This window comes from Janthinobacterium darwini (assembly GCF_051380905.1).
In the GTDB taxonomy this organism is placed as follows: domain Bacteria; phylum Pseudomonadota; class Gammaproteobacteria; order Burkholderiales; family Burkholderiaceae_D; genus Janthinobacterium.
On the sequence record NZ_JBNYXX010000004.1, the window covers coordinates 351,232 to 366,572 of the forward strand.

General features: G+C 62.7%; 13 protein-coding genes. All 13 read right to left on the minus strand.

Annotation, left to right across the window (positions count from 1 at the left end):
• Window positions 1–35: 35 nt before the first annotated feature.
• Window positions 36–1,418 (minus strand): cytochrome c oxidase accessory protein CcoG, encoded by a 1,383-nt coding sequence (gene ccoG / locus ACQ4WZ_RS22870; protein ID WP_101483305.1) that lies wholly within the window; start codon window positions 1,416–1,418, stop codon window positions 36–38.
• Window positions 1,419–1,422: 4 nt separating this feature from the next.
• Window positions 1,423–2,343, minus strand: a complete 921-nt coding sequence (ccoP, locus tag ACQ4WZ_RS22875) for a cytochrome-c oxidase, cbb3-type subunit III (protein WP_133989010.1) — start codon at window positions 2,341–2,343, stop codon at window positions 1,423–1,425.
• Entirely contained in the window at window positions 2,336–2,548 is a 213-nt protein-coding gene (locus tag ACQ4WZ_RS22880; protein WP_101483303.1) for a cbb3-type cytochrome oxidase subunit 3, read from the minus strand. Before ACQ4WZ_RS22880 ends, ccoP begins: the two co-directional genes overlap by 8 nt.
• A 1-nt stretch (window position 2,549) precedes the next feature.
• Window positions 2,550–3,164 carry a cytochrome-c oxidase, cbb3-type subunit II gene (gene ccoO, locus ACQ4WZ_RS22885; RefSeq protein ID WP_436574592.1) on the minus strand — a complete coding sequence of 205 codons (615 nt, stop codon included), beginning with the start codon at window positions 3,162–3,164 and terminating at the stop codon, window positions 2,550–2,552.
• A gap of 15 nt (window positions 3,165–3,179) precedes the next feature.
• A complete protein-coding gene (ccoN, locus tag ACQ4WZ_RS22890; RefSeq protein WP_046681775.1) occupies window positions 3,180–4,607 on the minus strand; it encodes a cytochrome-c oxidase, cbb3-type subunit I in 1,428 nt (475 codons plus the stop codon).
• A 238-nt stretch (window positions 4,608–4,845) separates the two neighbouring features.
• A complete protein-coding gene (gene ccoS, locus ACQ4WZ_RS22895) occupies window positions 4,846–5,022 on the minus strand; it encodes a cbb3-type cytochrome oxidase assembly protein CcoS (protein WP_101483301.1) in 177 nt (58 codons plus the stop codon).
• Between the two features lie 3 nt (window positions 5,023–5,025).
• A complete protein-coding gene (locus tag ACQ4WZ_RS22900; protein ID WP_133989011.1) occupies window positions 5,026–7,467 on the minus strand; it encodes a heavy metal translocating P-type ATPase in 2,442 nt (813 codons plus the stop codon).
• A gap of 10 nt (window positions 7,468–7,477) precedes the next feature.
• Window positions 7,478–8,236, minus strand: coding sequence for a sulfite exporter TauE/SafE family protein (locus ACQ4WZ_RS22905; protein ID WP_436574593.1), 759 nt, complete (start codon window positions 8,234–8,236; stop codon window positions 7,478–7,480).
• A gap of 9 nt (window positions 8,237–8,245) precedes the next feature.
• Window positions 8,246–9,694: an oxygen-independent coproporphyrinogen III oxidase gene (gene hemN / locus ACQ4WZ_RS22910; protein WP_101483298.1), complete on the minus strand. Its 1,449-nt coding sequence runs from the start codon at window positions 9,692–9,694 to the stop codon at window positions 8,246–8,248.
• A 25-nt stretch (window positions 9,695–9,719) separates the two neighbouring features.
• Window positions 9,720–11,381, minus strand: coding sequence for a methyl-accepting chemotaxis protein (locus ACQ4WZ_RS22915; protein ID WP_101483297.1), 1,662 nt, complete (start codon window positions 11,379–11,381; stop codon window positions 9,720–9,722).
• Between the two features lie 195 nt (window positions 11,382–11,576).
• Window positions 11,577–13,685, minus strand: coding sequence for an EAL domain-containing protein (locus ACQ4WZ_RS22920; RefSeq protein WP_436574594.1), 2,109 nt, complete (start codon window positions 13,683–13,685; stop codon window positions 11,577–11,579).
• A gap of 45 nt (window positions 13,686–13,730) precedes the next feature.
• The gene (gene yiaA / locus ACQ4WZ_RS22925) at window positions 13,731–14,162 is read right to left on the minus strand and encodes an inner membrane protein YiaA (RefSeq protein ID WP_101483295.1); all 432 of its coding nucleotides are present in this window, start codon (window positions 14,160–14,162) and stop codon (window positions 13,731–13,733) included.
• Between the two features lie 85 nt (window positions 14,163–14,247).
• Window positions 14,248–15,195, minus strand: a complete 948-nt coding sequence (locus ACQ4WZ_RS22930; RefSeq protein WP_101483294.1) for a DUF808 domain-containing protein — start codon at window positions 15,193–15,195, stop codon at window positions 14,248–14,250.
• Window positions 15,196–15,341 lie beyond the last annotated feature (146 nt).

Sequence of the window (15,341 nt, forward strand, 5' to 3'; positions counted from 1 at the left end):
CGGCCAATCCCCATCCGGGGACTGGCCTTCCTACATTAGCGCGGTACGATGAATACCGCGCTTTCACGCACATGCAACGATGGGTCGTCCAGCGAGTGCAATTCGATCGCAATCTTGTTCGAGCCCTTCTCGCCCACGCCGTGCGGCACGCGCAGGCGGATCGGCCAGCCCAGCGTTTCCGTCGGCTGCAAGGTCACTTCTTCGCGCGTCAGCAAGGTCAGGCCCGGCAAGCCGGAAGCGCTGATTTTAAAATGCTGGGTTTGCTCCGAGGTGTTCATGATCTGCAAGCGGTAAACGTTTTCGATCATGCCGTCTTCCACTTCGCGTCCCATCGAACCGCGGTCGCGGATCACGTCCATTTTCAGGGGCGTGCGCAGGGCCAGCGAAGTACACACGGCGATGATGATCAGGGCCAGGATGGAAGTGTAGATCAGCACGCGCGGGCGCATGGCGCGCTGGCGGATCTGCTTCGAACTGAAGTTGTTTTCCATCGCATGGTCGGTACTGTAGCGTACCAGTCCCCGCGGCCGGTCGACCTTGTCCATCACGCTGTTGCAGGCGTCGACGCAGGCGGCGCAGCCGATGCATTCATACTGCAGGCCGTTGCGGATATCGATGCCGGTCGGACACACTTGTACGCACAGGGTGCAGTCGATGCAGTCGCCCAGCTTGTCGTTGTTGCCGGCCTTCTTGCTGATGGCGCCACGCGGTTCGCCGCGCTTGGCATCGTAAGTGATGATCAGGGTGTCCTGGTCGAACATGGCGCTCTGGAAGCGCGCGTAGGGGCACATGTATTTGCACACCTGCTCGCGCAGCCAGCCTGCGTTGCCGTAGGTTGCCAGGCTGTAGAACAAGACCCAGAACCATTCCCAGGGACCGAAATTGAGGGTGGTCACCTCGCGCGCCAGTTCCTTGATCGGCGTGAAATAGCCGACAAAGGTAAAGCCCGTCCACAGGGCGATGGCGCCCCATGCCAGGTGCTTGGCCGTTTTCTTGAAAGCCTTGCGCACGGAGGGTCCCTGCTTGTCGAGGGCCATGCGCGCGCTGCGCGTGCCCTCGATGCGGCGTTCGACCCACAGGAAGATTTCCGTGTATACCGTTTGCGGGCAAGAGAACCCGCACCACACCCGCCCGGCGATGGCCGTGACGAGGAACAACAAATACGCACAGATGATCAGCAGGGCCGCCAGATAGATGAAATCCTGGGGCCACAGCACGACGCCGAAAATGTAGAACTTGCGCGTGGTCAAATCGAACAGCAGGGCTTGCCTGCCATTCCAGGTCAACCACGGCAAGCCGTAGAACGCCAGCTGGGTAAGCCATACGCATACCCATCGCCAGGTAGCGTAGCGTCCTTTGGCCTCGCGAGGGTAGATTTGCTCGCGGGCCGCATACATCTTGATGACTTGAGGTTCCATTACGTCATTTCACGGGCGTCTGGGGATTCGACAGGCTCCAGACATACGCCGACAGCACGTGTACCTTGGACTCGCCGAGGAAATCGCTGAAGGCCGGCATGGTGTTGTTGCGTCCCTTGCGGATGGTTTCCATGATGGTATCGGCACTGCCGCCATACAGCCAGATCTTGTCCGTCAGGTTAGGCGAACCGAGCATCTGGTTACCCTTCGCATCGGCGCCGTGACAGGCCATGCAGGCGCCGAACTTGGCCTTGCCCAGCACGGATTTGACGGGGTCCGAGGTCGAGCCGGATAGGCTCAGCACATAATGGGCCACGTTCTCGACATCCTTTTCGGAGCCCAGGGCGGCGCCCATCGGTGGCATTTGCCCATTGCGGCCATGCATGATAGTGGTCTTGATGATGTCGGGCTCACCGCCATACAGCCAGTCCTTGTCGGTCAGGTTGGGGAAGCCCTTGTTGCCGCGCGCATCCGAACCGTGGCATTGCGCGCAGTAGGTCAGGAACAAACGCTGGCCGATGGCATGCGCCTGCGGATCGGCGGCCACCGTCTTCAAGTCCTGGCTCAGGTACTTGTTGAACAGGGGGCCGTAGTCGGCTTCCGCCTTCTTCAGCTCTTCCTCGTACTGGCCCGTTGATTTCCAGCCCAGGCTGCCGGCATAGTTGCCCAGGCCCGGGTACAGGAACAGATACGCCAGCGCGAAGACGATGGTGATGTAGAACAACCACATCCACCAGCGCGGCATCGGCGTATTGAGTTCCTTCAAGTCCTCGTCCCAGACGTGGCCCGTGGTGCCGTCGGCAGGCGCGCCGTCGACCACTTTGATTTTCGACTGCGAGTACAGCAGCACGCCGCAGCCGATGATGCCCAGCAAGGACAGCACGATGATGTAGATATTCCAGAAGCCATTGGTAAAGTCAGCCATGGTTGCGCTCCCCTTGTGCCGGCACAGGCATGGATACCGGCGCTGCCGGATAGTCGAGCGCCTCGTCGTCGAACGGCAGGCGCGCCGCCGCGTCGAAGTCGCTATTGCTGCGGCTGAAAGTCCACCACAGGATGCCTACGAACGTCGTAAAGGAAACCACCGTCATGACGCTGCTGGCGCTGTCAAACAGGTTTTCGATTGCCATGCTAATTCCTTGTTTTGATTAATGTACCGAGGCCTTGCAGATAGGCGACCAGGGCGTCTTCTTCCGTCTTGTCCTGCAGCTGTGACGGGCCGGCGGCGATTTCCGCATCGCTGTACGGCTGGCCCAGGCGTTTCAGGGCGCGCATCTTCGGCATGATGTCGTCAGGCACCAGCTTGGTCTTCGCCAGCCATGGGTAGGCCGGCATGTTCGACTCGGGCACCACGTCGCGCGGGTTGTTCAAGTGCGTGCGGTGCCATTCATCGCTGTAGCGGGCGCCCACACGGGCCAGGTCCGGCCCCGTGCGCTTGGAACCCCACTGGAACGGACGGTCGTACACGAACTCGCCAGCGACCGAATAGTGGCCATAGCGTTCCGTTTCCGCGCGCAGCGGACGTACCATCTGCGAGTGGCAGTTGTAGCAGCCTTCGCGCACGTAAATGTCGCGGCCCGCCAGGCGCAGCGGCGAATACGGCTTCAGGCCGGCGACCGGCTCCGTCGTGCTCTTCTGGAAGAACAGGGGAACGATCTCGACAGCGCCGCCGATGCTGATCACCACAGTGACCAGGGCGATCAGCAGCCAGGGGTTTCTCTCAATCCATGCATGTGAAAATTTCATTTGCTTTCGCTCCTATCAGGCGTGCGCCGCGTTCAGTTCTGGAATGCGGGCGACGGGGAGTTTGCTGCCGCGCAAGGTCATCCAGGTGTTGTAGCCCATGATGCACATACCCGACAGGTACAGCAGGCCACCGGCCACGCGCACCACGTAGTACGGATACGTTGCTTTCACGCTCTCGACAAAGGTGTAGGTCAGGGTGCCGTCCGGATTGACCGCACGCCACATCAGGCCCTGCATCACGCCGGCGATCCACATTGCGGCGATGTACAGCACGATGCCGATGGTGGCCACCCAGAAGTGCACGTCAACCAGGCGCGTGCTGTGCATCTGCGTGCGGCCCGCCAGGCGTGGCAGCAGATAGTAGATCGAACCCATGGTGATGAAGCCCACCCAGCCCAGGGCACCCGCATGTACGTGGGCAACGGTCCAGTCGGTGTAGTGCGACAGCGAGTTGATGGTCTTGATCGACATCATCGGACCTTCGAAGGTGGCGATGCCGTAGAACGACAGCGAGACGATCATGAATTTCAGGATCGGATCGGTGCGCAGCTTGTGCCAGGCGCCCGACAGGGTCATGATGCCGTTGATCATGCCGCCCCAGCTTGGTGCCAGCAGGACCAGCGAGAAGACCATGCCGATCGATTGCGTCCAGTCAGGCAATGCCGTGTAGTGCAGGTGATGCGGGCCCGCCCACATGTAAGTGAAGATCAGCGCCCAGAAGTGGACGATGGACAGGCGGTACGAGTACACGGGGCGCTCTGCCTGTTTCGGGATGAAGTAGTAGACCATGCCCAGGTAGCCGGCGGTCAGGATGAAACCCACCGCGTTATGGCCGTACCACCACTGGATCATGGCGTCCTGCACGCCCGCATAGGCGGAGTACGACTTGGTGAACGAGGCTGGCATGACGGCGCCATTGACCACGTGCAAAATCGTCACGGCCAGGATGTAGGCGCCGAAGAACCAGTTGGCCACGTAGATGTGCTTGACCTTGCGCTTGATCAAAGTGCCGAAGAACACGATGGCGTAGGCGATCCAGACGACGGCGATGAGGATGGCGATAGGCCATTCCAGTTCGGCGTATTCCTTGCCGCGCGTCAGGCCCATGGGCAGGCTGACGACGGCGCACAGGATCACTGCTTGCCAGCCCCAGAACGTGAAGGCGGCCAGCTTGTCGGAAAACAGGCGCACCTGGCAGGTGCGTTGTACAACGTAGTACGAGGTGGCGAACAGGCCGCAGATGCCGAAGGCGAAAATCACCGCATTCGTGTGCAGCGGACGCAAACGTCCGTATGTCAGCCATGGTATGTCGAGGTTCAGGGCAGGCCAGGCTAGCTGAGCGGCGATGATAACGCCAACCAGCATGCCGATGATGCCCCATACCACAGTAGCGACCGCGAATTGCTTCACGATCTTGTAGTTATAGTTCAGCGATTGATCCACAAAGACTCTCCCTGGAATTACTATTTATGATGGTGGCCAGAGAGTAAGTGTTTGAAGGCGAAAAAACTTTGATGTGGATCAAAATTCCCCGGATGAAATAAGCGTAGCGAACTGGCATCGAAATATAGGCATATTTCGGTCAAAAAAAGCCATGCAATATCCCTACAATCAGGGCTTGATCTGCGTCAAATGGCATAGTTCAACGATGGCCAGGCGCCATCGTGCCGGAGGGGAAACGTCAGGCGTGTGGTTCGTCGGGAGCCGGCTTGGCCGGCATATCGTCGTCCTGCAGCACGCGCAGGCCCGGTCCGACGAGGTCGTCGAACTGGCCGCTGTCGGAGGCCGTGAAATACACCCACAGGGCGATGAAGACGACCACGACGCTTAAGGGGATGAGGAGGTAGAGGGCTTCCATGGTTCAGGCTTTCCGCAGACGCAGGGCGTTGGCGATGACGACCGCCGAGCTGGCAGCCATGCCGACGCCGGACAGCCAGGGGTTCAGGAAACCCAGCGCGGCGGCCGGGATGGCCGTCAGATTGTACAGGGTGGCCCAGCCCAGGTTTTCGCGGATGATGCGCATGCTGCGCGCGGCCGTTTTCGCCGTGTCGAGCACTGAATTCAACTGGCTTGAGAGCAGCACCGTGTCCGCATGCGCCTGCGCCAGCGCGGCGCCGGAACCCATGGCAAACGAGACATCGGCCGCGCTCAGCACGGCGGCGTCGTTGATGCCGTCGCCCACCATCGCCACCACGGCGCCCGTCGCCTGCAGTTGCTGCACGAAATCGAGCTTTTCATCGGGCAGGCATTCGCCGCAAGCCGTGGCGATGCCCAGTTGCGCCGCCACGCTTTGCGTCAGCGCTTCCTGGTCGCCGCTCAGCAGCACGACTTGCTTGCCGCGCTTATGGAAATAATCGACCACTTCGCGCGCCTCCGGGCGCAGCGCATCGCTGAGCAAAAAGCGCGTGAGCCAGTGTCCCTGCGCGCCCAGGTAGAGCGGCGTCATGCCCTGCACGCCGACGGCGGTGTCGCCCAGCGGCGGCCCGGCGATGGCGGCCACAAAGGCCGCATTGCCCAGGCGGTAGCGCACGCCGTCGACGATGCCTTCGAGACCCTGGCCCTGCACTTCCTGCAAATTTTCCGCATGCGCGCGCGGCTGCTGTCTTGACAACCCTTCGGCGGCGCTGAGGATCGCCTGCGCCAGCGGATGGGCGCTGCCCGCTTCCAGCGCGGCGGCCACTTGCAGGCAAGCGTCCTCCGTCATGCTGCCCAGGCCCTCGATTTGCTGCAGCACAGGCCGGCCCAGCGTCAAGGTGCCCGTCTTGTCGAAGACGATGTGGGTGGCGCGGTGCAAGGTTTCCAGCACATGCGGCTGGACGATGAGCACGCCGCGTCGCAGCAGGCTGTCGGTCGCGGCCGCCAGCGCCGTCGGCGTGGCCAGGGACAAGGCGCACGGGCACGACACGACCAGCACGGCGATAGCCACGGGCCAGGCCCGCGACGCATCGTGCCAGCTCCAGAAGGCGAACACGGCGACGGCAAACAGCAGCAGGCCCAGCACGAACCAGGCCGCCACTTTATCGGCCCACTGCGCGATCTGCGGCTTGCCGCTGCCGGCCCGCTCGATGAGTTTTAACAGGTCGGACAGGGTGCTTTCGCGCGCCGGTTTGAGCACGCGCAATATCAGCGCCGCGCTGGCGTTGATGGCCCCGCCCGGCACCTGTTCCCCCGTCTTGCGGCGCTGGGCAGCGCTCTCGCCCGTCAGCAGAGATAAATCGAGCGCGCTCGTGCCTTCGATGATGACGCTGTCGGCGGCGATCGCCTCGCCCGGTTTCACGAGGATGATGTCGCCCACGTCCAGCGTGCCTGCCGGCACCAGGGTGGTGGCGCGGTGCTCTGGAAAGCCCGCCATCAGCGAGGCCGAGGCAGGCAAGGCATGCTGCAGCCGTTCCAGCGCCGAGGCGGCCTTGCGGCGCGCCTGCAATTCGAAATAGCGGCTGCACAGCAGCAGAAAGATGAACATCGTGGCCGAGTCGTAATACACTTCGCCGCGGCCCGTAAAGGTCGCCACCACGCTGCCGAAGAAGGCCGCCAGGATGCCCAGCGCGACGGGCACGTCCATGCCCAGGGTGCGCGCGCGCAGGCTGGCCCAGGCGCCCTGGAAGAAGGGCATGGCTGAATAGCAGATGGCCGGTAAGGTGAGCAGCAGGCTGGCCCAGCGCATCAGGCTGGCCATACTGTCGTCCAGGGTGCCATCCTCGGCGGCCAGGTAGGCGGGCGCCACGTACATCATCACCTGCATCATCGACAGGCCCGCCACGAACAGCTGGCGGCCCAGGGTCTTGCTGGCTTTTTGCAGGCGCTCGCCATGGCGCACGGCGTCATACGGATAAGCCGTGTAGCCCACTTGCCGCACGGCTTGCAGGATGTCGCCCGGCTCGCACTGCGCGCGGCTCCAGCGCACGTACAGGCGCTCCGTGGCGACGTTCAGGCTGGCGGCCTGCACGCCGGGCAGGCGCGTTAACTGACGTTCGATCAGCCAGACGCAGGCGGCGCAGCGGATGCCTTCGACGGAGAGTGTCGCCTCGCAGCTGCTGGCGTCGCGCGCGAATTGTGCGTCATCATTGCTGTACAGACGCAATTCGGGCGGCACCATGGTGGCGTCGGCCGCGTTGACGGCGTATTCGTCGCGGTCGCGGTAGTAGGCGCTTTGGCCGATGTCGACGATGGTTTGCGCCACCGCTTCGCAGCCGGGGCAGCACATGGCGCGTGGCAGCTCGTCGATAGTGACGTGCCAGTGGGAGCCAAAGGGGACGGGCAAGCCGCAATGGAAGCAGGCGGAGGGTTTTAAAACAGCATTCATACAATTCTTTTCATGGATGGCCCGTGACGCACAGGGCGTCGAGCCAGCCCAGCGACACGCCATTCGCGGCACGCAGCAGGCCCAGCAGGCCGAAGCCCAGTACCAGCAAGCCGCTGGCGATGCGCACGGGACGGCGCTGCATCTGCGCGCGCAGGCGCGTGCCCAGCAGGCCCATACCAAACAGCATGGGCAGGGTGCCCAGGCCGAAGGCAGCCATGGCGGCTGCGCCGTCGATGGCCGAACCTTGCAGCATGGCCGTCAGCAGGGCGCTGTAGACCATGCCGCACGGCACCCAGCCCCAGAGGCCACCCACGGCAAGCGCCTTCAGCGGCGTATCCATCGGCATCAAGGGTTTTAGCAAGGGGCGCACGCGGCGCCAGACGACATTGCCTGCCGCTTCCAGATGGGCCAGGCCGCGCCAGGCATCCATCAGGTACAGGCCCAAGGCGACGAGCATCAGGTTGGCCAGCCAGTAGCCGGCCACTTGCAGTGACGCCATATGCAGCATGCCCGCGCCCGCCAGGCTGCCCGCCATGGCGCCGGCCAGCATGTAGCTGCCTATGCGCCCGCCGTTGTAGGCCAATACGCGCAGCACGTTCGATTGCAGCGCCGGTCGCGCCACGGCGATGGCGATCACGGGGCGGCTGGGCGCGGCCGGCGTGCCACCGCCCAGCGACAGGGCGCCGACGATGCCGCCGCACATGCCGATGCAGTGTACGCTGCCGGCCAGGCCGACCAGGAACATGGGCACGAGGCTGAGGGCGTTCATCGGGAAGTGTTACACCGTTTTCGAGTAGCGCAGCGGCTGCACCGCGTCCGGCGCCGCGTTCGCGCGGGCCTGCGTCAGGTAGCGGTCGAAGACCATGCAGATATTGCGGATCAGCAAGCGCCCTTTCGGCGTCACCGTCAGCCAGTCTTCCTCGATGACGAGCAAGCCATCTCTCGCCAGTTCGCGCAGCTTTTCCAGCTCGGCGGCGAAATAGCTGCGGAACTTCACGGGATGCGCTTGTTCGATGGTGGCGATCGACAGTTCGAAATTGCACATCAGCATCTGGATGATGATGCGGCGCAATAAATCGTCCGTATCGAGCTTGATGCCGCGCGCGATCGGCAGCACGCCTTCGTCGAGCTTTTCGTAGTACGCGTCGAGCGTTTTTTCATTCTGGCTGTAGACGGCGCCAATGGAACTGATGGCCGACACGCCGCAGGCGATCAGGTCCGCTTCCGCGCGCGTCGAATAGCCCTGGAAGTTGCGGTGCAAGCGGCCCTGGCGTTGCGCCACGGCCAGGTCATCCGTGGGCTTGGCGAAATGGTCCATGCCGATGTACACATAGCCGGCGGCCGTCAGGCGCGCGATGCACAGGCCCAGCATGGCCAGTTTGGTGGCGCTGTCGGGCATGTCGGCGTCGAGGATGCGGCGCTGCGGCTTGAACAGGTGCGGCATGTGCGCATAGTGGTACAGGGCGATGCGGTCCGGGCTGGCGGAGATGACCTTGCGCAAGGTTTCCGTCATGGTCTCCAGGCTTTGCTTGGGCAGGCCGTAGATCAGGTCGATGCTGATCGAGCGGAAACCGGCGTCGCGCGCGGCCTGCATGATGGCCACCGTTTCCGCTTCCGGCTGGATGCGGTTGACGGCCTTCTGCACGTCGGCGTCGAAATCCTGCACGCCCAGGCTGATGCGATTGAAACCTTGTGCGCGCAGCGAAAAAACGCGTTCGCGCGACACGGTACGCGGGTCGATTTCGATCGAATACTCGCCGTCTTCATCGGAAGCGAACTCGAAATGCTGGCGCAAATGCAGCATCAGCTCATCCATCTGCTTTTCGCTCAGGTAAGTGGGCGTGCCGCCGCCGAAATGCAGCTGTTCGATCTGGTTCATGCCGGCAAACAGCTTGCCCTGCATGGCGATTTCCTGTTTCAGATAGCTGAGATAGGTGGCGGCCTTGCTGCGGTCTTTCGTGATGATTTTGTTGCAGGCGCAGTAGTAACACAGGGTGTCGCAGAACGGCACGTGCACGTACAGCGACAGAGGACGGCGGCCGCCGCGCATGCGCAGCGCGGCCAGCGCTTCGAGAAAATTGCCGTAGCCGAAGTCGGCAGTGAAACGGTCGGCCGTCGGATAGGACGTGTAGCGGGGGCCGGACTGGCTCATCTTGCCGATGATGACCGGGTCGAATTCGACGACGGCGTCCAGGTCGGCGGAAGCACTGCTGAGTAGTGTAGGCATGATGTGTGTAAGGTATTGAAAGGTGTTAGGCGGCCAGGCGTTTCAGAGCGGCGGGTTTGCCAGTGTTCGCGGCGCCTCCCTTGCCGCCAGGCATGGCGACGCGGCGCGGTGGCGGCATCTTGCCGAAATTGAACAGGCTCACGGCTTGCGACAGGCTCGCTGCTTCTTCCGCCAGGCGCGTGGCGGCGGCGGCGGCCTCTTCCACCAGGGCCGCGTTTTGCTGCGTCACCTGATCCATGTGGGCGATGGCCTGGTTGACCTGGTCGACGCCGATGCTCTGTTCGCGCGAGGCGATGGAGATTTCCTGCATGATGGCCGTCACCTGCTTGACGGAACTGACCACCTGTTCCATGGTGGCGCCGGCGCGGTTCACCTGCAGCATGCCGGCGCCCACCTTGCCGACGGAAATTTCAATCAGTTGCTTGATGTCCTTGGCCGCCACGGACGAGCGCTGCGCCAGGTTGCGCACTTCGCCCGCCACCACGGCGAAGCCGCGGCCCTGCTCGCCGGCGCGGGCCGCTTCCACGGCCGCATTCAGGGCCAGGATATTCGTCTGGAAGGCGATGCCTTCGATCAGGCCGATGATGTCGACGATTTTCTTCGACGAAGTATTGATCTCGTCCATGGTGGTGATCACTTCGGCCACGATCTCGCCGCCCTGCACGGCCACTTTCGAGGCGGCCACGGCCAGCTCGTTCGCCTGCACCGAGTTGTCCGCGTTCTGCTTCACCGTCGACGAGAATTCCTCGATGCTCGAGGCCGTCTCTTCCAGGCTGGCCGCCTGCGATTCCGTGCGGCCCGAGAGGTCCATATTACCGACGGCGATTTGCTTGGTGGCCACGGCCATGGTTTCCACGTTGATGCGCACATCGCGGATGGTGGCGATCAGGTTGCTGTTCATCTGTTGCAGCGCGCGCAGCAATTGCCCCACTTCATCCGTGCTGTCCGTTTCAAAACTGCCCGACAGGTCGCCGGCGGCAATTGCCCGCGCGCCGTTCAGGGCCTTGCCCAGCGGCTTGAGCACGGACATGCGCAAGGTGTACCAGAGGAAGACATTGATCAGGAAGCCGAACAGGGTGGCGCCGAAGATGGCGTAATTGGTGATCTTGCCACCGCTGGCGAACAGACTGATGACGCACACCAGCAACTGCAGGCAGTTGACGATGGACGTGGCGGCCCAGATGCGCAAGTTGAGCGACATGTGTGTCAGGTTGTGCAGCAGGTGCGCCAGTCCCGGGCGCACGATTTGCCCGTTCTTGATGACAATCTTGCCGCCTTCCTTGTTGCGGATGGCCGCGTAGGCCTCCTCGGTCGCCTTGACCTGATCCTTGTCGGCCTTCACGCGCACCGACATGTAGCCGATGGTCTTGCCCGCTTCGCGGATGGGCGTGACGTTGGCGCGTACCCAATAAAAGTCGCCGTTCTTGCAACGGTTCTTGACCAGGCCCGTCCACGGCGTGCCGGCCTGGATCGACGCCCACAGGTCGGCAAACGCCTCGGCCGGCATGTCCGGGTGGCGCACGATATTTTGCGGCGATCCGATCAGCTCTGCCTCGCTGAAGCCGCTGACCTGGCTGAAGTAGGGATTCACATACACGATATTGCCGTTCATATCCGTTTTCGACACGATGGCCTGATCGTCCAAGACGAGGACTTCACGGTTAGTCACTGGCAAATTTTGGCGCATGGTCGCGGCTTCCTGATCAGTTAAAGAGCTCATTGGTGAGTAAGACTTGCACGATTGCAAGAATGGAGATCAGTGTAAGGAGTCGCTTGCGCAAATTTATTGATGTAGATCAAAATCCTCCAGATTGGCCGTGCTCGCACGCATTTAGCGATAGCAATGCGGCATTGTTTTAAAGTTACTGGTTGCCTGCGGTGGCTAATCGATGCCTGCCGTCAGGGGCCGCGGGCTGCCTACGGCGTAGCCTTGCGCGTAGTCGATGCCCAGCTCGCGGATGATGGCCAGCGTCTCCGCGTTTTCCACGTATTCGGCCACCGTTTTCAATCCCATCACGTGGCCTACTTCATTGATGGCCTTGACCATGGCGCGGTTGATGGCATTGGTGGCGATGCCGCGCACGAAGACGCCGTCGATTTTCAGGTAGTCGACGGGCAGCGCTTTCAGGTAAGCGAACGAGGAAAAGCCGCTGCCGAAGTCGTCGAGCGAGAAACGGCAGCCCATGGCCTTGAGCTGGCGCATGAATACTTGTGCTTTGGGCAAGTTGGCGATGACAGCCGTTTCCGTGATTTCAAAGCAGATTTGTTCGGGCGCAATCGCGTACTGCACGAATTGCCCCGTGATGTAGTCTTGCAGGCCCGTGTCGGCCAGCGACATGCCCGACAGGTTGACGGAATACAGGGCCGGTGTGCGGCGCCGGTTTTCCGCCAGCACGGCCAAAGGCGGCAGGCTGTCGCGCACGCTCTGGATATGCTGGCAGACGGCGCGGATGACCCAGCGGTCGATGGACAGCATCATGTCGTAGCGTTCGGCGGCGGGAATGAAGGCGCCGGGCAGTATCAGGTCGCCCTGGCTGTTGCGGATGCGGATCAGCACTTCGTCATGTCGTTCCGGACTGTCGCGCAGGTGCACGATGGGCATGGCGTACAGGCGGAAATAATCGTGTGCGAACGCTTCGTTCAGGCGCGAGATCCACAGCATTTCACCATGCCGCTGCGCCAGCATGACGTCGGACTCCTGGTACACGTGCAGGCGATTGCGGCCCTGCTCCTTGGCCAGGCAGCAAGCCTGGTCTGCGGCGCTCAGCAGCTCGCTCATGGACTTGCTGTCCTGGTTGATTTCCGCGATGCCTATGCTCACGCCCAGTTCGAAGCTGTGCTCATCCCAGGCGAAGCGGAATTCGCGGATGGACTGGCGCAGCTGTTCGCCGATCAGGCGCGCATGCTCGAGCGGGCAGTGGGGCAGCAGCACGCCCAGTTCGTCGCCGCCGAGGCGCGCCAGGATGTCGCTGTCGCGCATCTGTCCCTGCAGCATCTTGGCCAGCAGTTGCAGCAGCACGTCGCCGGCGGCGTGGCCGCAGGTGTCGTTGATGATCTTGAACTGGTCCAGGTCCAGGTACAGCAGTGCATGCGCGTGCCCGTCTTCTTTGGCCGTATGCAGGGCACCGGCCACCAGGTGTTCGAATTCGCGCCGGTTGATCAGGCCTGTCAGGGCGTCGTGCGTGGCTTGCCACGACAATTGCTGGCTCAGCTTGCGTTCGTGGCTGACATCGCGAAACACAACGACGGCGCCAAGGATCTCACCGTCGCGCGACCAGAGGGGTGCGGCGGACTCTTCGATGGCGATGCGCCGGCCTTCGCGCGTGATCAGTTGCGTGTGCGTGGATATGCCGATGGCCTGGCGCTGGCGCAGGCACTTGATGGCGACGTGCTCGAGCGGCTGGTTCGGGTGTTCATTGACCAGGCACAGCGTTTCCAGGATGTCGAGCCCCTCGGCCAACTGGTTGCTCCAGCCCGTGAGTTGCTCGGCCACGCGGTTCAGGTAGCGCGTCTTGCCCTGCGGATCGGTGGTGATGACGCCGTCGCCGATGGAGCTGAGCGTCACTTCGGCCAGTTCCTTGCGTTCGGCGATCATGAGTTCGCGCAGTATGTGTTCGGTGACATCCCAGACGATGCCCAGGGTTCGCTCGGGATGGCCGCCGCCGTCCATGAAGACCTGCGCCTTGGCCGCCAGCCAGTGTTCGCTGCCGTCGGGCCAGACGACACGGTATTGCAGGGCGTAGCCGGCGCGCCGGCGCACGCCGTCCTGCAGCACGCCGACCACCTTGTCGCGGTCATCGGCATGCACGCAGTCGAGGAAAGCGTGGAAGGAATGTGTCAGGGCGCGCTCCCCCAAGCCCAGCAGGGCTGCACCCCTGGCCGACCAGATGACCGTGCCGTCGATGACGCGGCCAGCGACGATGCGCGAATCCCAGATCGCCATGTGCGCCGCCTCCAGCGCCATCTGCAAACGTTTCTCCTGGTCGCTCATCGCCCACTCCCGATATGGATATAGAGATAGACGCGTCGCTGGGGCTTAAGTTCCCGGCGCGTCGGCTGTTGTGGTGGCCTGGGCGCGCGCCACATCGCGCACATTTTTTTGCACGGCCACGGCGGCAAACAGGCTGAGCAGAAATGCCATGGCATAAAAGCCCTTTTCGCTGTTTTGCAGGGTGGCATTCCACAGGCCGACGGTGAGCAGCAGCAAGGCCAGCAGCACGGAAATCCAGCACAGGCCGAAATACATGCCGGTCACGGCGATGCCTTCGCTACGGTCGCGCACGGATTTCTGCAGCGAGATGGCAGCGAACAGGCCGTAAGTGAGTATGGTGAAGTAATAGCCCTTTTCGTTGAGGGCCATCGTGGCGTTCCACAGGCCGGACAGGTAAGTGACGATGCCGATCAGCAGGGCCGCCCAGGAGGCGCCGATAAAGGCGCTGCTGGGACGTTGGATGGGGTAAGTCTGCATAGGGTCTCCATGGGCAGGCAGGCGCCGCCGGCATGGCCGGGGCGGCAGGCACGGATGCGCCTGCCGCCCCATCAGACCAGAAAGCTTATTTGCTTGATTTGACCATGCGCAATAAAGCCGACACGGCCGTGACGCCTGCCAGCACCAGGCCACCGGCGATGAGGCCGGCCACCGCATTGATCAGGCTGGGCGTGACGGCCCCCAGCACGGGGCCGATGCCGGCCACGCCGCCGACGGCTTCTTCCGCGTGGTGCAGCATGGCGCTGGCCCATGGCCAGCCATGCGTCAAGATGCCACCGCCCACCATGAACATGGCCAGGGTGCCAACGATGGAGAGAAATTTCATCAATTTCGGCGCCGCCGACACGAGCATGCGGCCAAAGCCGCGCACGCCGTCCATCAGCGCGCCCGTGCCCTTGCGCGCGGCCAGATAAAAGCCCGCGTCATCGAGCTTGACGATGCCGGCCACCAGGCCATACACGCCCACGGTCATGATGAGGGCGATGCCGACGACGACGGCCACCTGCTCGGCGAAGGTGGCTGCGGCCACCGTGCCGAGGGCGATGACGATGATTTCCGCCGACAAAATGAAGTCAGTGCGGATGGCGCCCTTGATCTTGTCCTTTTCCAGTGCGACCAGGTCGACTTGCGGGTCGCGCAGCGCCTGCGCCAGTTCAGCCTTGTGGCTGTCATCCGGATGCAGGTATTGATGGGCGATCTTTTCGAAGCCCTCGAAGCACAGGTAGGCGCCGCCCACCATCAGCAGCGGCGTGATGGCCCACGGCGCAAACGCGCTGATGGCCAGCGCGGCGGGCACGAGGATGGCCTTGTTCTTCAGTGAACCGATAGCGACGGCCCATACGACGGGCAGTTCGCGCTCGGCGCGCACGCCGGCCACTTGCTGCGCGTTCAGGGCCAGGTCGTCACCGAGCACGCCGGCCGTCTTCTTGGCGGCCACCTTGGTCATCAGGGAAACGTCGTCGAGGATGCTGGCGATGTCGTCGAGCAGGGCCAGCAGGCTGGAGCCGGCCATCTCAGCGCGCTCCCGCAGTGGTGGCAGGAAATATTGGAGAGAGGAAAGTGTTGTTTTTCATGATGTTATTCTTGGTTGTACGGTAAGGAAAAGCGTCGCAAAGGTGTAGATAAAGCGTGCCTGCGATCTTACCCCAGAGATGGCCG